Annotated in this window: 23 protein-coding genes; 9 read left to right on the forward strand and 14 right to left on the reverse strand. The window is 61.4% G+C overall.

The window, feature by feature from the left end:
- Position 1: 1 nt before the first annotated feature.
- Complete coding sequence (locus tag AB0O81_RS06375; protein ID WP_363582367.1) at positions 2 to 919, reverse strand: aldo/keto reductase; 918 nt, start codon at positions 917 to 919, stop codon at positions 2 to 4.
- Between the two features lie 77 nt (positions 920 to 996).
- Between AB0O81_RS06375 and AB0O81_RS06380 the strand changes: the two genes are divergently transcribed.
- The 6 genes from AB0O81_RS06380 (at position 997) to AB0O81_RS06405 (ending at position 5,918) form a co-directional block, all read left to right on the forward strand.
- Complete coding sequence (locus AB0O81_RS06380; protein ID WP_363582369.1) at positions 997 to 1,224, forward strand: hypothetical protein; 228 nt, start codon at positions 997 to 999, stop codon at positions 1,222 to 1,224.
- Between the two features lie 76 nt (positions 1,225 to 1,300).
- Positions 1,301 to 2,332, forward strand: a complete 1,032-nt coding sequence (locus AB0O81_RS06385; protein WP_363582371.1) for an ABC transporter substrate-binding protein — start codon at positions 1,301 to 1,303, stop codon at positions 2,330 to 2,332.
- Positions 2,333 to 2,414: 82 nt separating this feature from the next.
- Positions 2,415 to 3,377: an iron chelate uptake ABC transporter family permease subunit gene (locus tag AB0O81_RS06390; protein WP_363582373.1), complete on the forward strand. Its 963-nt coding sequence runs from the start codon at positions 2,415 to 2,417 to the stop codon at positions 3,375 to 3,377.
- On the forward strand, positions 3,374 to 4,366 hold the full coding sequence (locus tag AB0O81_RS06395) for an iron chelate uptake ABC transporter family permease subunit (protein ID WP_363582375.1): 993 nt from the start codon (positions 3,374 to 3,376) through the stop codon (positions 4,364 to 4,366). The genes AB0O81_RS06390 and AB0O81_RS06395 overlap by 4 nt, the downstream gene beginning before the upstream one ends.
- Positions 4,366 to 5,118 carry an ATP-binding cassette domain-containing protein gene (locus AB0O81_RS06400; protein ID WP_363582377.1) on the forward strand — a complete coding sequence of 251 codons (753 nt, stop codon included), beginning with the start codon at positions 4,366 to 4,368 and terminating at the stop codon, positions 5,116 to 5,118. Before AB0O81_RS06395 ends, AB0O81_RS06400 begins: the two co-directional genes overlap by 1 nt.
- Positions 5,119 to 5,147: 29 nt before the next feature.
- Positions 5,148 to 5,918 (forward strand): siderophore-interacting protein, encoded by a 771-nt coding sequence (locus AB0O81_RS06405; RefSeq protein WP_363582379.1) that lies wholly within the window; start codon positions 5,148 to 5,150, stop codon positions 5,916 to 5,918.
- A gap of 15 nt (positions 5,919 to 5,933) precedes the next feature.
- Here AB0O81_RS06405 and AB0O81_RS06410 read toward each other — a convergent pair whose 3' ends face one another.
- On the reverse strand, positions 5,934 to 6,767 hold the full coding sequence (locus tag AB0O81_RS06410; RefSeq protein WP_363582381.1) for an aldo/keto reductase: 834 nt from the start codon (positions 6,765 to 6,767) through the stop codon (positions 5,934 to 5,936).
- Between the two features lie 61 nt (positions 6,768 to 6,828).
- Between AB0O81_RS06410 and AB0O81_RS06415 the strand changes: the two genes are divergently transcribed.
- Positions 6,829 to 7,653 (forward strand): hypothetical protein, encoded by an 825-nt coding sequence (locus AB0O81_RS06415; RefSeq protein ID WP_363582383.1) that lies wholly within the window; start codon positions 6,829 to 6,831, stop codon positions 7,651 to 7,653.
- A gap of 7 nt (positions 7,654 to 7,660) precedes the next feature.
- Here AB0O81_RS06415 and AB0O81_RS06420 read toward each other — a convergent pair whose 3' ends face one another.
- The 3 genes from AB0O81_RS06420 to AB0O81_RS06430 all read right to left on the reverse strand — a co-directional run bounded on the left by AB0O81_RS06420 (position 7,661) and on the right by AB0O81_RS06430 (position 11,473).
- Positions 7,661 to 9,172 (reverse strand): SulP family inorganic anion transporter, encoded by a 1,512-nt coding sequence (locus tag AB0O81_RS06420; RefSeq protein WP_363582385.1) that lies wholly within the window; start codon positions 9,170 to 9,172, stop codon positions 7,661 to 7,663.
- A gap of 118 nt (positions 9,173 to 9,290) precedes the next feature.
- Positions 9,291 to 10,946: an AarF/UbiB family protein gene (locus AB0O81_RS06425; protein WP_363582644.1), complete on the reverse strand. Its 1,656-nt coding sequence runs from the start codon at positions 10,944 to 10,946 to the stop codon at positions 9,291 to 9,293.
- A gap of 77 nt (positions 10,947 to 11,023) precedes the next feature.
- Positions 11,024 to 11,473: a PadR family transcriptional regulator gene (locus tag AB0O81_RS06430; RefSeq protein ID WP_363582387.1), complete on the reverse strand. Its 450-nt coding sequence runs from the start codon at positions 11,471 to 11,473 to the stop codon at positions 11,024 to 11,026.
- Between the two features lie 329 nt (positions 11,474 to 11,802).
- Here AB0O81_RS06430 and AB0O81_RS06435 point away from each other — a divergent pair, with 329 nt between their 5' ends.
- Together AB0O81_RS06435 and AB0O81_RS06440 are read left to right on the forward strand one after the other, a co-directional pair.
- Positions 11,803 to 13,650 (forward strand): long-chain fatty acid--CoA ligase, encoded by a 1,848-nt coding sequence (locus tag AB0O81_RS06435; protein ID WP_363582389.1) that lies wholly within the window; start codon positions 11,803 to 11,805, stop codon positions 13,648 to 13,650.
- Between the two features lie 21 nt (positions 13,651 to 13,671).
- Complete coding sequence (locus AB0O81_RS06440; RefSeq protein ID WP_363582391.1) at positions 13,672 to 14,550, forward strand: DUF1295 domain-containing protein; 879 nt, start codon at positions 13,672 to 13,674, stop codon at positions 14,548 to 14,550.
- A gap of 100 nt (positions 14,551 to 14,650) precedes the next feature.
- On the opposite strand, the gene AB0O81_RS06445 is transcribed toward AB0O81_RS06440, so the two are convergent.
- The 9 genes from AB0O81_RS06445 to AB0O81_RS06485 form a co-directional block, all read right to left on the reverse strand.
- Positions 14,651 to 16,078 carry an FGGY family carbohydrate kinase gene (locus AB0O81_RS06445; protein ID WP_363582393.1) on the reverse strand — a complete coding sequence of 476 codons (1,428 nt, stop codon included), beginning with the start codon at positions 16,076 to 16,078 and terminating at the stop codon, positions 14,651 to 14,653.
- Positions 16,075 to 16,803: an HAD family hydrolase gene (locus AB0O81_RS06450; protein WP_363582395.1), complete on the reverse strand. Its 729-nt coding sequence runs from the start codon at positions 16,801 to 16,803 to the stop codon at positions 16,075 to 16,077. The genes AB0O81_RS06445 and AB0O81_RS06450 overlap by 4 nt, the downstream gene beginning before the upstream one ends.
- Positions 16,803 to 17,576, reverse strand: coding sequence for a class II aldolase/adducin family protein (locus AB0O81_RS06455; protein ID WP_363582397.1), 774 nt, complete (start codon positions 17,574 to 17,576; stop codon positions 16,803 to 16,805). Before AB0O81_RS06455 ends, AB0O81_RS06450 begins: the two co-directional genes overlap by 1 nt.
- Positions 17,577 to 18,674 carry an ABC transporter permease gene (locus AB0O81_RS06460; protein ID WP_363582399.1) on the reverse strand — a complete coding sequence of 366 codons (1,098 nt, stop codon included), beginning with the start codon at positions 18,672 to 18,674 and terminating at the stop codon, positions 17,577 to 17,579.
- Positions 18,671 to 19,690: an ABC transporter permease gene (locus tag AB0O81_RS06465; RefSeq protein ID WP_363582401.1), complete on the reverse strand. Its 1,020-nt coding sequence runs from the start codon at positions 19,688 to 19,690 to the stop codon at positions 18,671 to 18,673. The genes AB0O81_RS06460 and AB0O81_RS06465 overlap by 4 nt, the downstream gene beginning before the upstream one ends.
- Positions 19,687 to 21,255 carry a sugar ABC transporter ATP-binding protein gene (locus AB0O81_RS06470; protein ID WP_363582403.1) on the reverse strand — a complete coding sequence of 523 codons (1,569 nt, stop codon included), beginning with the start codon at positions 21,253 to 21,255 and terminating at the stop codon, positions 19,687 to 19,689. Before AB0O81_RS06470 ends, AB0O81_RS06465 begins: the two co-directional genes overlap by 4 nt.
- Before the next feature lie 78 nt (positions 21,256 to 21,333).
- Positions 21,334 to 22,371 (reverse strand): autoinducer 2 ABC transporter substrate-binding protein, encoded by a 1,038-nt coding sequence (locus tag AB0O81_RS06475; RefSeq protein ID WP_363582405.1) that lies wholly within the window; start codon positions 22,369 to 22,371, stop codon positions 21,334 to 21,336.
- A gap of 29 nt (positions 22,372 to 22,400) precedes the next feature.
- Positions 22,401 to 23,933 (reverse strand): rhamnulokinase family protein, encoded by a 1,533-nt coding sequence (locus AB0O81_RS06480; protein ID WP_363582407.1) that lies wholly within the window; start codon positions 23,931 to 23,933, stop codon positions 22,401 to 22,403.
- Positions 23,930 to 24,781 (reverse strand): DeoR/GlpR family DNA-binding transcription regulator, encoded by an 852-nt coding sequence (locus AB0O81_RS06485; protein ID WP_363582409.1) that lies wholly within the window; start codon positions 24,779 to 24,781, stop codon positions 23,930 to 23,932. The genes AB0O81_RS06480 and AB0O81_RS06485 overlap by 4 nt, the downstream gene beginning before the upstream one ends.
- Positions 24,782 to 24,976: the final 195 nt, after the last annotated feature.

Raw genomic sequence — 24,976 nt, forward strand, 5'->3', positions numbered from 1 at the left:
CTCACGTCCAGCGGTAAGCGCTGTCGTCGATTGCTTTGGGCGCCGACCCGAGTGCGGTAATTGCTCCCCACACCTCATCAGGCACCGACTCGGCAAGCAAACCGTTGAGTTGCTGGAGTCTCCCAGGAGACGCCACACCGACGATGGTGCTATCAATATTCGGGTTGCGCAGCGAAAAGTGCAGTGCCACCGCGGGCAGCGTGACCTCGTAGAGTTCGCAGATCGCAATCGCCTGCGCGACCCACGCTTGAAGCTCTTCGCTCGCAGGAGCGTAGTGATACTGCGAGCCCGGCCCCTTGGCGAGCAAGCCTGAACCGAATGGTGCGGCGTTGAACACCGTGAGCCCTTGCTCCTTGGCCGCGGCAAACATCAGTTCGGCCGACTGATCCACCAGGTTGTACCTGTTGTGACAGAGCACTGCGTCAAAGACCTGAGTCTGCAAATAGCGTTCGATCATCGGAACGGGGCCTGCCGCAATGCCAATCGCATCAACCTGGCCCGACTCCCTCAGCTCGATGAGAGCCTCTAGCGCACCGCGTCGGCCGACCGCTTCTTCAAACGACACGGTATAGGGATCGTGAAAGTGCAACAGCGGCAAGCGCTCGACACCGAGTTTGGCTTTCGTTTCGTCGAAGGACCGCAACACGCGGTCGCGGTCAAACGCTCCCGTCTCAGGATCACGGTCGACCTTCGAGATCACCCGATAGCGCGATTCTTCTCCCACCTGCCGCAACGCTCGACCGATAACAGACTCGCACCGACCACCCGCGTAGTTGTTTGAGGTATCTACGAACGTGTGTTCGCTGGACAGCAGATCGACGGCAACGCCCACCGCTGCTGACTCCTCGGCCGATCCCGGCAGGCTATCGCGACCCAGACCAGAAGTGCCGAGAGTGAGCGGGCTGACGTTCAGGGTCATGAGCGATTCCGTTCTATGCGAGCAGGCTTGTCTACTCTACGGATGCTGAGGCAAACGGTTCCCCGTATGCTGGGCCTATGGCTTCTACACGCAGCCGCGGCTGGACACGCGGACACTCTGGATGGGCTGTCGGCACAGTTCTCATGTTCACGCTCGGCATCATCTTCGGAGCAATCTGGGGAAGCCTGCTGCTCGGCATCATCCTTGCCGCAGCTGTCTCAATCGGTTGGCTGATGGCCTACGAGTCGTGGCGCGGCAAGAACGTAGGTCTCGAAAACCGGGAAGACGACGGCGCGCAACTCTAGCGACTACCTGCGACCCCGGTAAGCGGGAAGAGGATAGCGAAATTCTCCTCGTGTGAATTAGGTTAGGCTTACCTACATGCACAAGAGAATTCGTTTCGCAGCGCCCCTCGCGGCGATTGGCATTTCAGCCCTTGCACTCGCTGGTTGCTCCAGTTCAGACGACGCAGGCACGGCGGCACCTGACACCACCGCTGTCGTGGTTGTCGAGAACGCGAAGCCCACCCTGGTGTTCGTCGAAGAAGAGGGCGAGTCGTACTACCAAGAAGACACCGAGGTTGCGCGTGACGCGGTAGAGGTGGTTGCGAACCCCGAGACAGTGGTGACCTTCGATATTGCCACTCTCGACACGCTCGACGCGATCGGCGCTGGCGACTCGGTCGTGGGTATCCCCGATGTTGCTCTGCCTGACTACCTCGCACAATACGCCGACCTTCCCAAGGTCGGCACGCTGTTCGAGCCGGACTTTGAGGCAGTCGCCGAGCTGGAACCTGAACTGATCATCACCGCTGCCCGCAGTACCGGGCAGTACGACGAGCTCTCGGAGATTTCGACGACCATTGACCTCACAGGCGCCTACGCAGGAGCCTTCGATCCCAGTGCTGGCCTGGAGCGCGCCGCACAGCTCGGCGAGATCTTCGGCGCCGAAGAAGAGGTCGCTGAGCTCACGGCAAATATTGAAGAACTTCAGTCAACCATCCAGTCCGAGGCAAACGGCACGGCGCTCGTCCTCTCCATCTCGGGCGGTGAGTACGGTGCATTCGGCGAAGGCTCCCGCTTCGGCTACTTCTACGACGAACTTGGATGGACGCCTGCCGTCGTCGCCGCAGAACTGCCGGGCGCCGAAGGCTCAGCGCACGGTGACACTGTCACGAACGAGTTCATCCTCACCGCCAACCCAGACTGGATCTTTGCCTTCGACCGCGGCGCGGCAACCGGCGAAGGCTCTTCTGCAGAAGAAACTCTCGACAACGAGCTTGTCGCCGAGACCACCGCAGCGCAGGAAGACCAAATTGTCTACCTGCCCGCCAGCGAGCTTTACATCGTGATCAACGGCCTTACGGCGATCGACAACGTTCTCACCACGATGCACGAAGCGGCTGCCAACTAACTTGAATGATGGTTGACCGCCCCAAAGCGGGGAGCGCGGAGTTCTGAGACGCGTCTCTCCCACGATTCTGATCGTCGCGGGGGTGGCCCTTGTGGCCGCCCTTGCGACGATTTCACTGTTCATCGGTGTCGCCGAACTCGATCCCTTCATCCTGTTCGCAAGCCGCGTGCCTCGCACCGTTGCCTTGGTCCTTGCAGGTTCCGCATTCGCGATCACCGGCCTCATCATGCAGTTGCTCGTGCGCAACCGGTTTGTTGAACCCGGCACCACTGGTGCGACGGATGCTGCCAGTCTTGCCTTGCTCGCAGTACTGCTGGCCGTGCCGGGCTTGCCTATCGCGGGCAAAGCGGTGCTCGCCGCTATCGGCGCGCTCGTAGGAGTTATCGGCTTCTTGATACTCGCCCGCCGAATCCCGGCACGCTCAAGCGTGCTCGTGCCGATTGTTGGCATTCTCTATGCGGGCGTCATCGGGGCAGTGACAACCTTCATCGCCTACCGCGGCGACATGCTTCAAGAACTGCTCAGCTGGGGAATCGGCGACTTTTCAAGCATTATGCGTGGGCGCTATGAGATCCTCTACTTCGCCGCGGCCGCTGCTCTGATCGCGTGGATCGCCGCAGACCGCTTCACAGTCGCTGGGCTGGGCGATGACACCGCCCGTGGCCTCGGTCTAGAGACACGGGCGGTCATGGGCCTCGGCGTGACGATCATCGCGGTCGTTTCCGGAATCCTCATGGTCGTCACTGGCATCCTCCCATTTCTTGGCTTAATCGCCCCCAATATCGTCAGCAGGCTCATCGGTGACAATATGCGGCGCGCTGTTCCGCTGGTCGCTCTCTTGGGCGCAGCGATTGTGCTGCTCTGCGACATCATCGGTCGAGTCGTCCGATTCCCCTACGAACTGCCGATCTCGATCGTTATGGGCGTGCTCGGTGGAATCATCTTCCTCTGGCTATTGCTCAGTACCGCCCGCCCCGTCGATGACGCCGCATCCACCCGCCGTCGACGCAAGCCGAAGACATCGACCGCGGGGGTGACTCGGTGACCGCCGCATTCGTCGACGGCGCACGGCGCGCGGCCAGCCAGCTAAGACACCCGACCGGAGCACTCATCACGCTCGGCGCGGTCGCCGTAGTGGTGATGGTGGTGTTTCTCTTCATCGACCTGCCCGGCAAATGGGAATATGCGCTGGGGTTGCGCAGCCGCACCGTCTTTGGAATGGTGATCGCGGCAACTGCTATCGGCGCGGCGACCGTGCTGTTTCAGACCATCACTGCCAATCGAATTCTCACCCCGGGAATCATGGGTTTTGACGCGATATTCCTGGCGATTCAGACGCTGGTGGCCTTCGCTATCGGCCCGGCCATTCTGGTCTCCGCCCCACCACTGGCTTCTTGGGGAGTGGAGCTCGTGTTGATGATGGGCTCGATCGTGCTGCTGTACTGGTGGCTGTTTCTCAAACGCCGACTCGATCTACACGTGATCGTGCTGGCGGGCCTCGTTCTCGGTGTGCTGTTTCGATCGGTCACAGGCTTTCTGCAACGACTGCTCGACCCCGACACTTTCGCGATCGTTCAGAACCTCGCATTCGCGAGCTTCACCTCTATCGACCGCGAATTACTCGTGCCGACAGCGATACTGGTCGCGTTGGCGCTGGCGTCGCTGTGGCCGGTTCGGCGCGAGCTCGACGTGCTGTCACTTGGCGAGACCACCGCGATCTCGCTCGGCGTCAACCATCGCCGTGTGGTGATGCACGTGATCGTCGCGATCGCCGCCATGGTGGCAGCGTCCACTGCCCTCGTCGGCCCGGTGACTTTCTTCGGCCTGATCGTGGCAAACCTCGCCTACGGCGCAGTCGGGCACCGTCACCTGCGCAGCATCCCCGCTTCTATCGCGATTGGCGTGATCACCCTGGTCGGCGGACAGCTCATCCTTTCGCGCGTTCTGGGCTTCGGCACCGAGTTGCCGATCGTCATTGAATTTGTCGGCGGCATCTTCTTCATCGTTCTCGTACTCTCTGGAAAGGCTCGCTGATGATCAGCACCGACTCTGTGGTCAAACGCCACGGCGCGCTCGTTGCCGTCGACGATGTATCAGTCGACATTCGACCTGGTGTCACCGCGATTATCGGTCCCAATGGCGCGGGCAAGTCGACCCTGCTGGCCGCAATCGGGCGACTCATCGGCACCGACGCGGGCGACATCACTGTTGACGGCCTCGACGTGCTGACGACAAAATCACGCGTTCTCGCACAGCGGCTCGCGATCTTGCGTCAAGATAACCATCTCGCCATCCGACTCAGCGTGGAGGATCTCGTCGCCTATGGACGCTTTCCGCACGGCGGGTCCGGGCGCACACCCGACGATCGAGCACACGTCGACGCCGCAATCGAGCTGCTCGATATCGGGAGCGTGCGCACGCGTTTTCTCGACGAGCTGTCGGGCGGTCAGCGACAGCGCGCATTCGTGGCGATGGCGCTCGCCCAAGACACTGATCACCTGCTTCTCGATGAGCCCCTCAACAACCTCGACCCGCGTCACTGTGTGGCCCTTATGAAACTTGTTCGCAGGCTCGCTGATGAGCGAGGAATGACCGTAGTCGTCGTCTTGCACGACATCAATGTGGCCGCCCAATATGCAGACGACATCATCGCAATGCGCAACGGGAGTGTCGTGCACCACGGTCCGGTCGCCGAGGTCGTCAGCGCCGAACATCTGAGTGCCCTCTACGAAACCCCCGCACGTGTCGCCGAGATCGATGGCCGACCGATCGTGCTGTGGGGATAGCCCCTCTTCACCGACACCAGGACACCACCATGACTTCATCTGCCTTTAGCTTCACCATGCAAGGGTTCGACCTGCACTTTCGCAAGGCCGCTCTCGTACACCGCGAGTGGCTCACCGAAAGCTACGTGCGCGTGCGTCTACGCGGCGATGAACTGCTGGGATTCGAATCGCTGGGGTGTGACGATCACGTGCGAGTCTTCTTTCCTGACGGTAACCCCGACACGATCGAGCAGCTGCGCGCCGCACCCAGTCGCGAATACACACCGGTCGCGTGGGCCGATGACTGGCTCGAACTCGAGTTCGCCGTGCACGGCGACTCTGGCGTCGCCGCTCAATGGGCAGCGAAAGCGCCGCTCGGCTCGATTGCAGGCGTCGGTGGACCTCGAGGCTCGAAGGTACTCGAGGGTAGCCCCGACGCATGGTTTCTCGCCGGTGATGAGACAGCCCTCCCCGCTATTCGACGGTTCGCGCAGCTAATGTCTGCCACTGCGACTGGCCGCATTATTTTGGAAGTGACCGATGCCGCACACGAAATGGTGATCGAGGTGCCCGAAGGAGTGACCGTCGAACAGGTGCATCGCGGTGACACGCCGCCGAGCACTGCTCTGATCGCACGCCTTGATGAGCTCACTGTGGATGACCGGCCAAACAATGACGTGCTTGGCTTCATTGCCGCCGAGCAGTCTGTCGTGAAGCCCGGCCGGGCACTCCTCTTGGATCGATGGGGACTCGATGCTGATTCCGTGATCGTCAAGGGCTACTGGAAGCGCGGCGATACCGAGTATCACGCTCCGCACTGAGCACCCGAGGCGCCGCTACATTTCTTCGTGGGTGAGCGGATCGCCATCCCACAAACGCCCCCGCTCAAGAGCTGAAACAGCGGCTACCTGATCGTCAGTCAGAGCGAAGCCAAATATATCCGCGTTCTCCCGCTGTCGGTCAGGGTCACTCGACTTCGGTATCGGTGTGCTGCCCAGCTGAACATGCCACCGCAGCACGAGTTGCGTTGGCGTCACCGCGTGCACTACCGCGAGCTCTTGGACCAGCTGCTCGGCGAGAAGCTCGCTGCGACGCGCCAACGGACTCCAACTCTCGGTGCGAATGCCATGCTCCGCATGGAATGCGCGCAGAGCCGCCTGCGGAAAATAGGGATGCAGTTCGACCTGGTTGACCGCAGGCACGACTCCCGTCGCGTCGATCAGTTCGGTGAGCATCGACTCCGTGAAGTTGGAGACCCCGATCGAACGAACCAAACCGCGTTCGCGAGCATCGATGAGCCCTCTCCAGGTATCAACGTACTTGCCGACACTCGGGTTCGGCCAGTGGATCAATTCAAGATCGAGATGGTCAAGTCCCATTGCTCGCAATGAGCTCTCGACGCTGTCAACCGCTTCCGCCCGACCGTGGCAGCGACCGGGAACCTTTGATACAACATGCAGATCGTCGCGTGCGACTGTTGAGCCGCGCACTGCCTCGCCTACCTCGGCTTCGTTCTCGTAGTTGACCGCCGAATCGAGCAAGCGATAGCCGGCATCAATCGCTGTCTGAATCGCGGCCGTTCCCTCTGGGCCGCGCAGGTTGTATGTGCCGAGGCCGAGCTCGGGAAATGGGAAACCGTCGTTCAACGTCACAGCAGGAATGTGGGTCATACCTCCATCCTGCCCGCACTGTGACGCATGGCGGGTGAGTAATCACTCATAGACTCCCCCCATGACTTCGGCGCGCGAACCTTCAGTCGTCGGCAGACCCAATGCGTCAGTTCTCGACCGAGTGAAGTGGTGGGCCGCCGACTACGGATATGCGCTCGGGCGTCAGCTCGCCATCTTGGCACCCCCGTGGACGCTCCGCCGACGCCGGCGCCCGCCGCGGGCGTGGCGGCATGATTCGGCTACGCTGCCGGAGATCGTGTTAGTTCCAGGCGTATATGAGCACTGGACATTTCTGCGTCCTCTTGGAGACGCACTCGCGAACGCTGGCCATCGCGTACGGGTGGTACACGGGCTGGGCATCAATCGGCGCCCAATCGCTGCAACCGCCGAGTACCTGGGCGAGCAACTCTCGACGCTACCGGTGCCAGATGCTGGGCGGGTGCTGGTTGCGCACAGCAAGGGCGGTCTGGTGGGCAAGCACCTGCTGATCAACTCGGGCGCTGCGCACCAGGCCGCGGCAGAAGCTGCAGTTGGCGGCGACCCCGCGGCAGCAGCGACCGAGGCAGCGCCCGTGCTAGGCCTGCTGGGAATGGTGGCGGTGTGCACGCCCTTTCACGGGGTGCGGCTCGCGAAGCTGTTTCCTGATCCCAGCATCCGAGCGTTTCTGCCTGGCGACGAAACGATCGTCTCGCTGGGACGCGACACATCGGTCAACGGACGAATCGTCTCAGTGTTCGGTCCTTTCGACCCACATATTCCTGAGGGAAGCGCCCTTGACGGAGCGACAAATGTGCTCGTATCAGCGCCAGGTCACTTTCGCGTTCTCAAGGCCCCAGCGACACACCAGGCGGTCATCGAGGGCGTCGCACACCTCGCTCAGCGCTGAATCGCGGCTACTCGCCGCCGCCGAGGTTGCCGCTGAGGCGCAGGTGAAGAGCCTGAGTGGCTTCATTCATTCCCTCGATGAGCACATGCTTGCCGCGCTGCTCATACTTCGTGCTGATCGCGTCGAGTGCCGCGACCGTTGATGCGTCCCAGATGTGAGAGCGCGACATGTCGATGACGATTCGATCAGGATCGGCGGTGTACTCGAACTGAGTCGTGAGGTCATTGCTAGACGCAAAGAACAGCTCGCCCTCGACGGCGTAGTGTGCGGTGTCTTCGGTCACGGTGCGGGTCACGTTGGTGAAGTGCGCAACACGGCGAGCAAAAAGCACCATCGCGGTGACAACGCCCAGAGCTACGCCGATCGCGAGGTTGTGGGTCCAGACCGTGACGATGACGGTCACGAGCATGACACTCGTCTCACTCCACGGCATGCGCTTCAGCGTCGACGGGCGAATGCTGTGCCAATCGAACGTGCCGACCGACACCATGATCATTACGGCAACGAGCGCCGCCATCGGGATGATTGCGACGATATCGCCGAGGGCCACAACAAGAATCAGAAGGAAGACACCCGCCAGGAACGTCGAGATGCGCGTACGCGCTCCCGAGACCTTCACGTTGATCATCGTCTGGCCGATCATTGCGCAACCGCCCATTCCGCCGAATGCGCCCGACATGATGTTCGCCACACCCTGGCCCCATGCTTCACGTGTCTTGTGCGAGTGGGTGTCGGTGATGTCATCAACGAGCTTGGCGGTCAGCAACGATTCGATGAGCCCGACCAGTGCGATACCCAGGGCGAACGGGGCGATGATTGCAAGCATGTCGAAGGTGAGCGGAACATTCGGAATCAGCAGCTCAGGCAGGCTTTCGGGCAGCTCGCCTTGGTCACCCACCGTCGGAACGTTCCACGCGAACGCCACCGCGGCCACGGTGACAAGCACGATCGACACCAGGGGCGCTGGAATGACCTTGGTTACTCGCGGCAGCAGCACGATGATCACAAGGCCGACCACAACCATGGGATAAACCAGCCACGGCACGTCGACGAGTTGCGGCACCTGAGACATGAAGATGAGAATCGCGAGCGCGTTGACAAACCCCACCATCACGCTGCGAGGAATGAATCGCATGAGTTTCGCGACGCCGAGTACGGCGAGCACGATCTGCAGTAGGCCTCCCAGCAGCACCGCCGCAATGAGGTAGTCGACCCCATACTCGCGCGCCAACGGCGCAACCACGAGAGCAATCGCGCCGGTGGCTGCTGTAATCATGGCGGGACGCCCGCCCACGAAAGCGATCGTGACAGCCATTACGAACGAAGAGAACAGCCCGACTCGAGGATCGACGCCCGCAATGATGGAGAATGCGATGGCCTCGGGAATCAGCGCGAGCGCGACAACAAGCCCTGCAAGCACCTCGCGTGTGAGAAGTCGAGGGCTCTTCAGCGCCTGTAGCACGGTGGGCTCAATGCGGTAGCGCGCAGCAGGATCTTTGGATGGGATGACGGCAGTCATGGCACTCCGATGAATTCGGTTCGCACGTCACAACGCACGCAAAGAGGGGGTGGATGCTGCAGCTCGAGCGGCCGCAGCACCATCCACTCTAAACGGCGACCCCAAATCGGCCGATTTGTCAGTCGCGCGAACGCCGTCCGAGCAGGCCAGCGAACATGGCGTGCAGCAACGGCAGAACAGAGACAATCATGAGCATCGTGCCGAAAACGGGATCGCTGGCGCGCAGCAACACGCCCGCCAGCAGCAATGCCATGAATATGACCGCTGACACGATGCGACGAGCTGTGCGCTCAAGCGTTCGCAGGCGCCTCTCGGTGGCTGGCGCCTGCACCGCGAGCTGGCCACGCTCGGCCCGTGTCGCGAGCTCGTCCATGCGGCGTGGTAGTTGCGCCATGACGCCGACGATCGATACGGCTTCTTTTGCAAAGCCTTTGACCGTCCCTGCGCCCTGTTGACGCATGAGGGAGTTGGCGAACGGCTCGACCGCCGTCCACATGTTGAAGGTTGGGTTGAGTGCGCTGCACACGCCCGAGACCAACGAAATGGTGCGGATGACCAGCAAGAAGTTCTCGGGCAGTTGAAACGGAAGCTCGCGAATCGTGTCGCCGAATCGATCGGCGAAGTCGACCATCTCGCGAGGGTCAACGTCTTGAAGCTCAGTCATCGCCATGCCGCCGAAGCGGTCGAACAACTCGGTCATCGCCCGTTCGAGATCGACGGTGTCCGCCGCTGGCAGCAGCACGCCAATGTTCTGCATGCCTGCGACAAGGCCTTTGCCGTCTCGGGCAACCACCGCAACCACTAGCCGCTGAAGTCCACGGCGCAGCGCATCGGGAATCTCGCCCATCATGCCGAAATCGATGAAGGTCAGGTCCCATTCACGCCCGGCACCTTCGACCGCGGACTCGCGCGGGGTAACGAAGATATTGCCCGGGTGGGGGTCTGCGTGAAAGAAGCCAGCAATAAAAAGCTGCTCGAATGTGACACGGGCCAGCTCGTCCGCCACTTGCGCGGGGTCAATCCCCGCCGCCCGAAGCCCATCAAGGTCGTTGATCTTGATCGCGGTGACGTCTGACAGCGTGAGCACGCGCCGGGTGGTGCGCTCCCATCCGATCTTCGGCGTCGCGACGCGCGTCTCGTTTGCAAAGTTACTGGCGAACCTGTCAGCGTTCGAGCCCTCCTGCAGATAGTCGATCTCTTGCAGGCTGGTCGCAGCGAACTCTTCGACCACCGTGGGCATATCAGCGTGGTCTGAAACGATCCGAACTCGTGACAGCCACCGGGCGATCTTTCGAAGGGCGGCGAGGTCGACTTCTACGATGGTTTCGATCCCCGGTCGCTGCACTTTGACCACCGCCGCGCTGAACCCGGCGTCGGCGGCGAGCGTCGTCGAAAGCTGCGCGCGATGCACCTGACCGAGTGAGGCAGCAGCGATGGGGCTCGGATCAACCCATGCATACGCCTGCGCCAGCGGCATCCCCAGCTCTGACTCGGCGAGGGCGCGAATGCTCTCGAAGTCAACGGCGGGTACTTCGTCTTGCAGCCCCTCCAGCTCGCTGGTGATCTCGGGCGGAAGAATGTCGAGGCGCGACGACATGAACTGTCCCACCTTGATCATGAGGCCACCGAGATCTATCGCGAGGGCGTGAAAGCGCTGCGCAAGATGTTGCATGCGCGCGTTGCGTCCGCGCGCCGCCAGCGATGACATCCCAAAACGGGGCAAGACGAGTTCAAACCACCACGCTTGCACCATGAAGCGCGCCGCAAACCGCATGATCCGCCGGTATCGCGCCCTTGCCCGTCGGGGCGTGATCTCAGCGAGAGCGTGAGGTTGGCCGGATGTCGGCACGCTCAATCCTCGGCGAGGATGGAGTACATCTTGCGACGCGCGTCATCAATTACGGCGACCGCACGCTCAACCTGTTGGGGAGTGCCGCCGCGCGAAACCTGCACGATCGCCTGTGCGAGCTTGGCCCCGGCCTTTGGCAACGCAGTGGAGTGTTCTGACTGGCGAAAGGTAGGCGATTCCCAAGGGAGCGAACCGTCCGATGCTGCGGCCGCCTCTCGACCGCTCTCGGTCAGCGAATAGGTCTTGCGCTCCGCAGTCTCTTCTGCGTGGACCAGTCCCTCATCAGACAGCAACTGCAACGTCGGGTACACCGAGCCTGGGCTGGGTTTCCATGCGCCGCCGCTGCGCGACTCGATCTGCTGGATGATCTGATATCCGTGCATAGGCTCTTCGGCGAGTAGCGCAAGAATGGCGGTTCGCACGTCTCCTCGTCCCATTCGGGGCGTAGCCATGCGGACCCCCTGACCGAGAACGTCGCGGAGACCCTCAAATGCCTCCCACAGGCCCAAGCCGGCCTCGCCACTGAATCCTCGGGGCCGTTGCGACCCACCGGGCTGATTGCTTGAAGTCGACTCGTTCATCATTTCCTCCTGATCGCATCGGTGGCCGAATCCGACCGACGATATATCTACCGATACTCAACGATACATCGCTAAGTGGCACAGGGGGTGATATCGACGTCCTCATACCACCTGGTCGCGCCGCCACCAATCCGTTCCGGAATGGGCTACGAATGAATAAGCACACACGCTAATCGGCGTGCATGCGAAAGGAACTCACGGTGCAGGACTCCGCTACAGCGCTCTTGGTCGATGTCAGCGACCACCGAAACGTCACTGATTTACTCACTCGGCGAGCGCTCGCGGCACCTGAGCACATCGCATTCGAGGTAGCGCCGCCGCAGGCTGACGTCGACGCCGCGTGGCGCCAAGTGAGCACGCGAGAGTTCCTTGACGAGGTGTGCGCGCTCGCTAAGGGCTTCATCGCTGCTGGGGTGCAGCCAGGCGACACGATCGCGATCATGGCTCCGACGCGCTACGAATGGGCTGTGTCCGATCTGGCATCGTGGTTCGCTGGCGGCGTGGTGGTGCCGATCTATGACACCTCGTCTGCGGCTCAGGTCGCGGCCATCGTGGCTGACGCTGGTGTCGTGCTCGCGATCGGCGGCAACACTGCACAGCTCGATCTGCTCGACGACGCGTTCGCCAAGACCGGTGCCGGTGCGCTTGGCGCGTGGGCGATGGATTCGACGTCTTCCAGTCAGCCACGAGCGAGCATCGCAGACCTTGCCGCCCGCAGCGGCGAGGTCAGCGACCGACAGCTCGAAGATCGTCGTCGCCTCGCCGACCTCGACTCCCCCGCGACTATCGTCTACACCTCGGGCACCACTGGCGAGCCCAAGGGCGCAGTACTCACCCACCGCAACTTTCTCGGCCAGGTGCTCAACATTGCCGCAGCGTACGGCGAGGTGGTGCACTCAGGCGGCAACACGATCATCTTCTTGCCGCTCGCGCATGTACTCGCTCGAGGGCTCCAGCTCATCTGCCTGGCGAGCGGCATGCGCATTGCCCATCTGTCAGACACCAGCGCCGTGGTGAGCACCCTTGCTGTGTTGCGCCCAACCTTCATCGTGGTGGTTCCTCGCGTATTGCAGAAGATCCAGGCTGCCGCCGCGAACAAAGCCGCAGACCGCGGGCTGTCGAAGGTGTGGTCTGCCGCGGTTGAGACAGCCGTCGCGTGGGGAGAGCTGAGCGAACGACGCGAAAGCGATAGTCGGGCGCCGTCGAGTCTGTCGCTCCGACTTCGTCATGCGTTCTTCGATCGCCTCTTCTACCGCCGATTGCGCGAAGTCATGGGCGGACGCGTCGACTACATTCTCTCGGGCGGCGCTGCGCTTGATGCTTCACTTTCTCAGTTTTTCAGGGGCATCGCAGTCCCCGTCATCGAGGGCTACGGCCTGACTGAGACGACCGCTCCGCTGACCGGAAACCTGCCAGGGAACATTCGCTCGGGCACCGTCGGACCGCCTCTGCCAGGAACAGCGATTCGCATCAGCGAGCAGGGCGAAGTGCTGGCCAGAGGCGTCGGCGTGTTCGTCGGCTACCGCAATCCGCGACACAACGAGGCCGCGTTCATTGATGGCTACTTTCGCACTGGCGACCTGGGCAGCATCGATGCGGAGGGCCGATTGGTGCTTGAAGGCCGGCTGAAAGACGTTATCGTGACGTCAAATGGCAAAACCATCGTTCCCACCCTCTGGGAGAGCGTCGTCGAATCAAGCCCGCTCGTCTCTCACGCCGTGATGGTGGGCGAAGGGCGCTCGTACCTGTCGGCGCTGTTGCTGCTAGATGCAGAAGAGACGGCGAAGTGGGCGGATGCTGCCGGCGTCGCGCTTGTTGCGCCCGATGCCACGATCCTCGATGAGGTTGCCGATGCCCGCCTGCGCGAGCACATCCAAACCACCATCGATGCTGCCAACGCACTCGTCGCCCACAGCGAGCAAGTGCGCCGATTCACGCTGGTTGCCACCGACTTGGCCGACACAACGTTGGTGACGCCCACGATGAAGATCAAACGGAACGTGGTGTTGCAACGCGCAGCATCCACCGTCGAAAACCTCTACCGCTGACCGATCCCGAAAGAACACGCAATGGACTCTAAGAACCGCGCCTCACTGATCGCCGTTATCGTTGCCATCGTCGTCGGTGGTCTTGTCGCTTGGGTAGGAAGCCAGGGTGGCGCCACGGTCGGCGGATTCCCCCTGTTCGCCCTGGCCGTCGCGGCCGCCTTCATCATTCAGGTGATCGTCTACATCCCTTCGATGCTGGCCAAGACAGAACGCTTCTTCGATCTGACCGGAAGCCTCACGTTCATCAGCATCTCGGTCGGGTTGCTACTGCTCGCTCCGGCGCCTGATGCGCGCACCTGGATCTTGGCGGCAATGGTCATTCTGTGGGCGGCGCGACTCGGGTCGTTCTTGTTCATGCGCATTCACAAGGCCGGCTCTGACGATCGCTTCGACGAATTCAAGAACTCGCCGCTGGTGTTCTTGCGAGTGTGGATGCTGCAAGCCCTATGGGTCAGCCTGACCGCCGCCGCCGCATGGATTGCGATGAGTACCAGCGCGGAAGCGCGTGAACCGATCGGCTGGCTCGCGATCGTCGGCATCGTGGTGTGGCTGGTGGGAATCATCTTCGAGATCGTCGCCGACCTGCAGAAGTCCGCGTTCAAAGCCGATCCCGCCAATGAAGGCAGCTTCATTCGCAGCGGGCTGTGGTCGCGTTCGCGTCACCCCAACTACTTCGGCGAGATTCTGCTGTGGATCGGCGTCACCCTCGTAGCCGTTCCCGTGTTGAGCGGCTGGCAGTGGGTCGCCCTCATCTCGCCGCTTTTTGTCATCTTGCTCTTGACGAAGGTGAGCGGCATTCCCCTGCTCGAGGCGAAGGCCGATAAGCGCTGGGGCTCGAACGAGGACTACGCCGCCTACAAGAAGCGCACGCCTGCGCTCATTCCACGCTTCTCGGCGTAGCGCGGCCTGGCGCTCGCATAGGAGTTTTGAGACAGGCTCACGCGAGCAAATGAGCTCAGCCCCGCGGCCGCCTAGTAGCGCTCATGAGCGTCCGCGGCGCTTAAAGAAGACCTCGCGTGTTCAGTTGCTCCAAGAAGCGTGCATATCGCTCATTGAGTGGTTCGATCTGGCGCGGATCAGGGTCGGCGGTCGTTTCCACTGCAGCCATCCGTTGAACCGTGTCGTTGAATGGACGGTCGGCCAGCGCCGCGGCTGCGAGTATTGCCGCGCCGAACCCACTGGAGCGCTCTCGCGGAACGAAGAGCTGCGTGCCGATCACCGACGCGCGAATGGTGTTCCACACGACACTCGAGCTCGCACCCCCGCTGACGAAGTGCGCGCCAGCTGGCACCCCTAGCCGTCGCAGCCGCTCGAGACCCAGCCGCTCGACAAACGCGATGCCTTCGAGATCGGCACGATGTCGCTCTATGGGAGTATTCGCCGTTGCCGGAGCGCCTGTCTTATCGACAGTGAACCCAGAGAATTTGCTTGAGACGACTGGGAATCGCTCTCCAGTCCCCGCGAGCGGGTAACTGACCAACTCCATTGCTGTAACGTCCGCAGCGGCGGTGTCAGCCTCGCGCGAATCCACTCCGAGTGCATCATGCCGCTGCAACACCCCGCCCCCCGTATTGGATGCCCCACCGGCCCAAAAGAGACCGTCGGGGGCGACGTGTGAATACACGCCGAAGGCCGCGTCAGTAACGTCGCTTGCACCTGACGCTTTGATGACGAGAGTTGTTCCGAGAATCCCGACCGTTTGTCCCTCTTCGACTGCTCCTGTCGCGATCTGAGAAGTGCAACCATCGGTCATGCCGGCGATGATCGCCACGCCACGCGGCAGTCCGCAGGTCGCGGCAACCGACTCGTCCACGGTGCCAATAGCTGTGCCCGGCGCAACGAGAGGCGACAGTGACTGCTCCGGCACGCCGAGCGCGTCAAGTGCCGCGTGATCCCATGTGCGAGCTATCGGGTCGATGCCGCTCTTCAGCGCGTGCGAAGTGTCCGTTGGCAACACGCGCCCTGCGAGCGCAGCGTTCACGACGTCGGGTGTGAAGAGGTACAGCCGCGATGGTCGGTGGCGTTGCAACCACGCCGTGCGCAGCAACGCGCCGTTAGGCCGACCGCCGGTGTGAGTAGCGCGAATCGAGTCAAGATACTCGCCGCCGCGCGCATCGTTGTAGAGCAACGCCTCAGCAACGGGGTGTCCGTCACTGTCTGTCGGGACGACCGTGCCCGATGTTCCCGTTGTGCAAATCGCGCGAACTTCGCTCGCCTGTTTGCCGAGATCTTGCACCACAGCAGCGACTAGAGCGATAACGATATCGCTGTACAGCGGAGCCTGTTCACGTACGCCTCCTGCGCCGTGTGGCACCGGAAGCGACCGCGATCTCGTGGCGATCGTCGCGCCATGCTCCATATCGACCGCCACGACTCGGGCATTTGCTGTCGCGAGATCAACTCCTAGAACAACGCCTGAACCCGTCATATCGAATAACTCTGCAAGGCAGTTTGCGCGTCAGGTGAGAAAGGATCATCCGAGAGCAGACAATCTGCAAGGCCCACAAGAACTGTCACGGCGATGTCAGGCTCACGCAGTTGCAAGTCGGTGGGCCGTTCAGGTGCCTCGCCGCGAAGAATCCACGCGGTACGCAGTCCGAGCGACTTCGCAGGACGCACATCAGTATCCAGACGGTTTCCGACATGAATGGCGTTGCCGGGCTCAACCCCAGCCTCACGCATGCACCAACGAAACAGCTCAGGTGAGGGCTTCTCATACCCCACGACGGCCGAAACGCCCCACACATCAACCATCGAGCCGATGCCATCACGCTCAAGAGCATCGATCACGGCAGCCTCTTGGTTGGCAAGGATTCCGATCGTGACTTTGCCTGCGAGGGCCTGAAAGAACGGCAACGCGTCGTCGTACATCGTGCCCACGGGGTGCACCCAATACTGTCGGGTGAGGTCGTGCAGTTCGCCTTTGCGCCCAGCCTCGCCGAGGAATGTCTGTGCCAGCGCGGAGCGAAGCGAGCCACTCTGCTGATTGAGAATTTGTCGGTACACGGCGCGGAACGTGGTGCGATCCGCGGCGGGCTGGCCGTCGGCCGCGCGCAGTTCATCCAAGGCTGCGAGCACTGCTACGACGAAGTTCTCATCGTCATAGATTGGCCCGCCCACGTCGCAGAATACTGCGCTGATGGGGCCTGCCATCACGCGGTCCCGGCGAGGTTCTTGCGACGTTCGTGAAAGTCTTCCCGCTCGAAGTAGTGCGCGACAGATTCTGCGCTGAGTGCGGCCACCCCACCCGCTGCATAGGCAGCTAGTCGCACGCGTGCCCCCTTGACTGCCATCAGCGAGATGGCTTCTGCCCCCGCAGCGCTCGACGCAATCGCCACGATTCCGTGGTTGCCCAACAGCACGAGTGAGGGCAGCGAGCCCTCACTCTGCGCATACGCATCAAGTCGGTGAGCGAAAAGCTGTCCCAGTTCGATTCCGGGTTGCGCATACGGCACGAACAGTGGCTTGCCCGTCACAACAAGTTCATCGCTGTACACCGGACGATCAAAAGCTGTCTCAGCGTGCACGCTCGCGAGCAACGACACGACCGCGGTCGGATGCGTATGCGCTACGAACGCGGTCGGCGCAATCGTCTGTACCGCAACATGAATGAGGGTCTCAATCGACCCGCGTCGTCGCGCTCCTTCGTGTTGACCAGCATCCAGGGCGCTCGTGAGTTCTTCCTGCGTCGTCGCCGACGAGGCAATCATCGCAGCGAGCGGTGGCACTTCAGCGATCACGAAGTCATCACGCGTAGAGGTTGCCATATTGGCGCCAGAGGCCTTTACCGCGATCCGACCGTCATCAAGCCGTTGCGAGGTATTTCCCTCAGCGAGGATGACGAGGTCGTGAGCAGGGTCTCCCAAGCGACGGGTGAGCGTGATCAGCTCATCGCTAACGAGCGCGGGGTTCCATTCGGCGGTCATCTAGATTCCTCCATATTTGCGTTTGGTAAGCCCGTTGAGCAACGAAGCAAGAATAAGCACCGCGCCCAGGGCAAAGAGCTGGAACTGCGATCCTTCGTTGCCCGGCAGAGCGAGCAGAATTCCAGCGTTGATCCAGACGATCAGAAGGGCAGCCAGCACAACACCGGCAACTCGGCCTATTCCACCGGTGATGGCCACGCCTCCGAGCACCGCGATCGTGATCGCTGGCAGCGCCATTCCGTTGCCGCTGTTGCCCGCATCGGGACGAGCTGATGCGAATTGGGCAACCGTGACGACGGCGACCAGCCCAGAGATCACCCCAGACAGAACATAGACAGCGAACCGGTTGGTCTTGGTGTTCACTCCCGACCATTTAGCTGCCGTATCGTTCGTGCCGATCGCGTAAATACGTCGCCCGAAGCTCGTCTTGTTGAGAATGATCCACACGATCACGATCGTCGGTAGCAGGAACGTAAAGATGCCGAGCGGAACGAGCGGCAGCGATCCTCCGATCAGCGGAAGCTCGATTGATTGCGCCGCCGAGTAGAAGTCTTGAATGACCGGCGAGTTGATCGGCTTCTGGTCGCTCACTACTAGGGCGAGCGAACGAAATGCATAGAAGGTCGCCAGCGTAGCGATGAGCGGCGGAAAGCCGATGTAGGCGACGAGCGCGCCGTTGACCGCACCACATGCTCCGCCGACGACAATCGCGACAATCAGCGAAGCGAGGAAGCCCCACTCCCAGATGCCATAAGCGAGCCCGAATGCGATGCCGGTGAGCGAGACGATCGATCCAACCGAGAGATCGATGCCACCACGCCCCGACAGAATCACCAGCAGTTGCGCCAGCCCCAACATGGCGAGCGGCACTGCGCCGATCAACGACGCCATCATGTAGTCGGCGTCGAACGAACCGCTGAGGCCTCCTGCCGCATCCAGAATCGACATGAATGCCACGACGACAATGAGCAATACTGCAAGCAGCACGATGCGCTGGGTGAGCAGCGCCTCAATCGCCCGTGAGATCGGCGACCGTTTGACAGCGGGTGACTTCTTCCGTTCCATGGCCGCTGGCGGCGGCGTCTGCGCGGTAGTCATGCTCGTCTCCTTGCTCGTTCGCGGAGTAGATCCGTTCCGACCGCCACGATGATGAATATGCCAACGAAGAGGTTGGCCAGTTGTGATGGCCATCCCAGCTGGGTAACTCCAGAAGTGACCGTTTGCACCAGCAGCGCACCGAGGAGCGTGCCGATCACAGACCCGCGGCCACCAAGGATGGACGTCCCGCCGATAACGACAGCGGCGATCACTGCCAACTCTCGGCCTGAACCAACAGCCTGGTCCAAGGTCGAAGTACCCGAAGCAAGAATGAAACAGGACCCGAGCCCGACCAACGCCCCGGTTACGGCGTATGCCATGACGACCCGCGGCTGCACCTTGATGCCGGCCAAACGTGCGGCTTGCGCATTGCTGCCGATCGCGAACAGGTTGCGGCCGCCCGAGCTGTGTCGCAGATACCACCATGCGAGAGCGACAATCGCTAGCGTTATCGCGAAGCTGTGCGGAATTCCGAAGGTTCGGCCTGCCTCTCCTCGACCGAATACGTCGAGCGTGCTGGGAATGCCGTTGACGGTGGATGAACCAAACACCCGCAGGGCGAAGAACTGGAAGATGTTCGCGGTTCCGAATGTGATGATGATGGCGTGCACTCGCCCGTAGGCGGTAAGCACACCGTTGATGACACCAAGCAGCGTTCCGAGGACGACCGACAGCAGCACGGCCACCAGCAATGGAACATCAAAGTTCACGAGCATCTTGGCGGTCACGACAGCGCACAGCATAATCGCGCCGCCCACAGAGACGTCGATTCCTGCCGTGATGATCACGAACGTCATGCCCACGCCGATCAACGCGATGGGCGCCACCGCGACGAGAAGGGGCTGAATCGATCCGGGCGTAAGGAACGCGGGAGTGAACAAGCCAAGCAGCATCCACAGCACCGCAACGACACCGAGAAGTACAATTTCTTGGCCGGTCAACGGTGGTGGAAGGATGCGGCGAGCAGTGGCGTGCTGCGGAGCTTTCTCAGCAGTGGCGCTCGTATCGATGGTCATGCGTTGTCCTCTGAATCTGAAGCGTCAGCTACCGACGGGTCAGGCTCGGACCACTCGCCAGCGGCCGCCGCGAGGATCTCTACTTGGGTAGCTTCGTTCGTGAATTCGGCAGCGATCTCACCGGCTTTTACGACGATGATTCGATCCGAGATGCGCAGCACTTCTCCGAGGTCGCTGGTGACAACGAGCACGGCCGTGCCCTGGTCAGCCAGTTCAGAGATAATGCGGTGGATTTCTTCTTTGGCGCCAACATCGACGCCCTGAGTCGGCTCAGCGAGGACAAGCACCTTCGGTCTGCGGACTAGCTGCCGCGCCAACACGACTTTCTGGGCGTTTCCGCCCGACATTGCGCTGATTGGTTGCCGTTCACTCGGCGTCTTAATAGAGAGCCGTTCGATGAAGTTCTTTGCGATTTCTCGCTCTTTGCGTTTGGTCACCCAACCGGGCAGCCTGCTGAGCATCTCAAGCTGGCCGATGGTGATGTTGAACGCGATGCTCTGGAAGGAAAACGAGCCCTGCGCCGAGCGGTTGGCGGGCAATAAATAAATACCGAGACGCTTCGCGTGGGTGGGGTTCTTGACTGCGGCGCTATCGCCCTCAAGCAACATCCGACCGGATGTTGGACGGTCGATGCCGTAGACGACGCTCGCGATATCACCGGCTCCGGAGCCAACCAGCCCGTAAAGACCTACGATCTCACCAGAGCGCACCGACAGATCGATATCGTTGAAGTGGCCCTTCCTCGACAATGATTCGAGTTGGAGCACCGTCTCGCCAGCGTTGCCGGCGTCTTTGGGGCGCGACTCACTGACGACGCCACCGACCATCAGCTCGGCGATCTGGCGCACGGAGAGTTCATCGATAGGTTTCGTGGTGATCGTTTCGCCGTCGCGCATGACCGTCACCTGATCAGCGATGCGAAACAGCTCGTCGAGGCGGTGCGAGATATAAATGACAGCGACGCCTGCCGCTGTCAAACGTCGGATGACGGTGAAGAGCACCTCGATCTCAGAATCGGTGAGGATCGCTGAAGGCTCGTCCAAAATGAGTATCGATGCTTCACCGGCGAGCGCCTTGGCGATCGACACCTGCTGCTGGGCGGCAATTGACAGCGTTCCGACCGTAGCCAGTGCGGTGTGTTCTGACAGACCGACGGTATCGAGCAGTCCATGCATCTGGTCTGCTTGACGCGACCAGTCGATGCGCATTCCCCTCTTGAGCTCGCGTCCGACGAACACGTTCTCCGCGACGGTCAGATCGGCGAAGAGCTGGGGTTCTTGGTAGACGGTTTGCACTCCAAGATCGATCGCATCGCTCGTCGAGGCGATGTTGACGCGCTTGCCGTCGAAATCAATGGTTCCGGTGTCGGCACGCTCTGCTCCCGAGAGGATCTTGATCAGCGTCGACTTGCCCGCGCCATTTTCTCCAACAAGGGCATGCACGGTGCCGGGTCGGATCGAGAGTTCAGCATGCCGGATGGCGCGAACGCCGCCGTAGTTCTTCGTGACGTTCCGCATTTCGAGCCGAAAGTTCTCGGTCGAATCAGTCGTGAGATCTGCGCTCATTGCGTACTCACTCCTCGCTTTTCCATGAATGGGGGGATGAGCGGGTGGGGACCCGAAAGGATCCCCACCCGTGACCGATTAGTAGTCGAACGAGTCGACGTTTTCTGCGGTGATCTCGAGAGCCGGCCCCAGCAGGAGCACCTTGGTCTCGGAGTCGAACTCCACAGCAGGAAGGTCAGCACTCACGTCGTTGCTCGCCTGCAGTTCGTTGCCTTCAGCAAGCTGCAACCCTGTCCATGCGGTGAGGTAACCCAGTGCTTCCACATCCCAGAGAATCGACGCGCTGGACGAGCCATCCTTCAGGTAGGGAGCCATCGACATCGGTGTGCCGAGTCCGTTGGTGAAGACCTCGCCGATCTTTCCGGCATCTTGCACCGCCTGCGCGACACCTGGCGCCGACGAGGTGCACTCGCCCACGAGACCCGTGAGGTCAGGGTGCGCGTTCATGAGGTCCGTTGCCATCGAGGTCGCGGCAGCCTGGTCTTCACCTGCATAGACGATGTCGACGATCTCCGCGTCTGGGTAGTTCTCCGCCGTGTAGGTCTCCTGCACCTCGATCCACGAGTTCAGGTTCGCAGCCGTCTCACCGCACGAGACGATCGCGTACTTGCCCGAACCGCCCATCGCACTCAGCAGCGTGTCGGTAAGAGCGTGAGCAATACCTTCAACAGAGGCCTGGCTGACGAACACTTCACGTACCGAGTTCGGCGCGTCGGTGTCAGACGTTGCGACGCTGATACCAGCATCGGCGGCCTCCTGCAGGAGCGGTGCCATCGAGTCGGGGTCGTTTGGCGCAACAATCAACGCGTCAACGCCCTGCTGAATGAACGACCGCACAATGTCAGCCTGCGCGGCAGCATCCGCCGTTGTCGGCCCCTGGTAGAGCCATTCGATGCCCAGTTCTTCTGCGGCAGCCTCGCCACCCGCGTTCATGGCCTCGAAGTAGGGAATACCCTGAAGCTTGGGAACGAACGCCACCGTGACCTGTTCTTCAGAGCTGGAATCAGAGCCCGACGTATCGGTGGTGTCATCGTTTCGGCTCGTGCACCCCGCAAGCGCCATCGCGGTGATTGCGGCTATGGCTCCAAAGACAAGCGCCTTCTTTGACTTCATCATCGTGTTGCCTCCTTGTGATCGCAGGGCGTCTATGCCCTGTGGTTGTCCGAAACGAGTGATGTCGGTTCGGTTTCCTCGAGCCCGCGGCGACGCGCCTCGGCACGCTCCAACTGTCGAAGCTTGTGTGCACCCTCGTGCCAGCGGTGGTGTGCCGCTGGCTCATAGGTGTGTGTCTGTGTGCTCGCGCGAATGACGTCCCACATCTCTCGCTGCGAGTTAAGTTCGCCGAGCGTGCGAAGTTGGCTGACCGCATTGCCCAGGGCGGTGGCTTCCCTCGCCCAGCAAACGACGGGCAGCCCGGTCGCGTCAGCCGTCGCCTGTTGCAACAGCCCATTCGCCCCACCGCCGCCGACAACGGCGATCGAGTGGAGAGGAGTGCCGGTGATTGAGGCGATGTCTTCTGCAACCAGGCGATACGACAGTGCGAGCGAGTCGATGATTGTGCGCGTGATCTGCCCGACGGTCTCAGGCACGGCAATGGCATTCGCCCGGCAATAGTTCTGAATTCGACGCGGCATGTCGCCCGGTGCAAGAAAGTCGATCGCGTTCGTATTGATAACGCTGCGCAACGGCGCTTCTGCCGCAGCGAGGTCTACCAGCTCTTGGTAGCCGAATGTTTGGCCATCGCGTTGCCACTGACGGCGGCACTCTTGAAGCACCCACAGTCCCATGACGTTGCGCAGGAACCTGGTGGTGCCGCCGTAGCCACCCTCGTTGGTCATGTTCGCGCTGCGCGCCGCGGCGTTGATGATCGGCGCTTCGAGAACAACGCCCACGAGCGACCATGTTCCCGACGAGATGAACAAGGTTTGGCGCCCAGCATCCGGAATCGCAAGAACTGCGCTCGCTGTGTCGTGGGCGGGAGGCGCGATCACCCGAGTTTCGCTCAGGCCACCCACTGCCAGGTCACCAACTACGGCACCGATATCGGTGCCGGGGGCGACGACCTCCGGCATGATGTGTGCGGGCAGTTCAACAAGGTCAAGCAGTTCTGTTGCCCACTCTCCTCGTCTGGTGTCGAACATTCCCGAGGTGGATGCTGCGGTGTACTCAGTGACACTGCTGCCGCTGAGCAGGCGATGCATCACGTCGGGCATCATCAGAATTCGATCAACCTTTGCGAAGTGTTCGGCGCGATTGGACTTTTCTGCCATGAGGCCGAACAGACTGTTTATCTCCATGAGCTGAATGCCCGTGGCGTCGTAGATCGTTTGCGGACCGAGCGTTCGGATGGCGTCATCGAAGCACTCGACTCGGTGAGCGTCGCGGTAGGCAGTCGGTGCACCCAACAGTTCGCCCTTGCGCCCGTAGAGTCCGTAGTCCAGCCCCCAGGTATCGACGCCGGTAGAGGCAACAGCGCCTCGACCAGCTAAGTTCGAAAGCCCTTTCTGCACGTTCGCCCAGATCTCATCGAGGTCCCAGTGCAACCATCCGGAGGTGGTGCGAGGCACGTGCGCGAATCGGTGGGCGATCTGAAGCTCGAGCGTTGCGCCATCAAAGCTGACCCCCGCGACCCGTCCGCTTTCAGCCCCGAGATCAATCGCCGCTACTACGACGCTCATTCGTCGCCGCTTTCGTCTCGCGACCGTCCGTTGACGGCCTGCTGCGCGCGGATGCTGTCGTCGAGGATTGCGCCGGTGCCCGCGACTCGGTGCACGGGAACCCCGCGGGCTTCCCATTTCGACACGAAAGAGTCGTCGGCGTGCTCGTCGGTGTACAACCCGGCGAGCGTGTCCACGTCCGCGAAGGTATGCAGACCAAAAGAGTTGATCTTCGACGAGGTGAACAATCCATAGACCGCGTCAGTCGCGGCGACCAGGCCCTGTTTGGTGAACGCTTCTTCGTTCGAAAGCTCAAGCAACCCGAGCTCTAGAGACAGCGAAGCCACTCCGAAGAAGCCCATGTCAATGCGACCGCGCCCCTCCATGACATTCGAAATCGCTCCAACCATTGAAGCCGATGCTCGTCGAAGAACTCCGCCCGGCATGATCACAGTTGCACGAGAGTGGTCCATGAACAGGGTCGCTACTCTCATGCCGTAAGTGATGACGATCAAGTCACGTCGATCGAGCAATTCCAGCGCCATGTAGTAGGTCGTCGTCGATGAATCCATCGCGATGACGGATCCGTCTGGCACCAGTTGCGCCGCTTCGCGAGCGATCTCGCGCTTGGTGTTGGCGTCCTTACGCAGACGTTCAGCGAAGGCGCCTTCCTCGCCGGTCGACGAGGCCACCGCACCACCGCGGACGCGCCGTAACAGTGAGCGTTCCTCGAGGGTTGCGAGGTCTTTGCGAATCGTTACCGCTGACACTCCAAGACGCTCGGCCAGATCGTTCACGACGACTCGGCCGTGGGCGTTGAGATCTTGGAGGATGCCTTCCTCACGCACAAAGTCGTACCGCTGTGACACTTTGGCTCCTGAGGATCGACGACGCTGACGAACAAAGCTGAACGCTCTGTGTAGAGGACGCTAACCCAAATGGTCGTTTGCCGTCAAGAAACGAAAGCAAAAAGAAACTAAATCGCTTTCGAACGAAGATATTCAGTTGACTTGCGGCTTTTTCATTCCTACAGTGATCGCAAGACAACTCACGATGCCCAGCAA

The organism is Microbacterium sp. NPDC076911 (assembly GCF_040687125.1).
Lineage (GTDB): Bacteria > Actinomycetota > Actinomycetes > Actinomycetales > Microbacteriaceae > Microbacterium.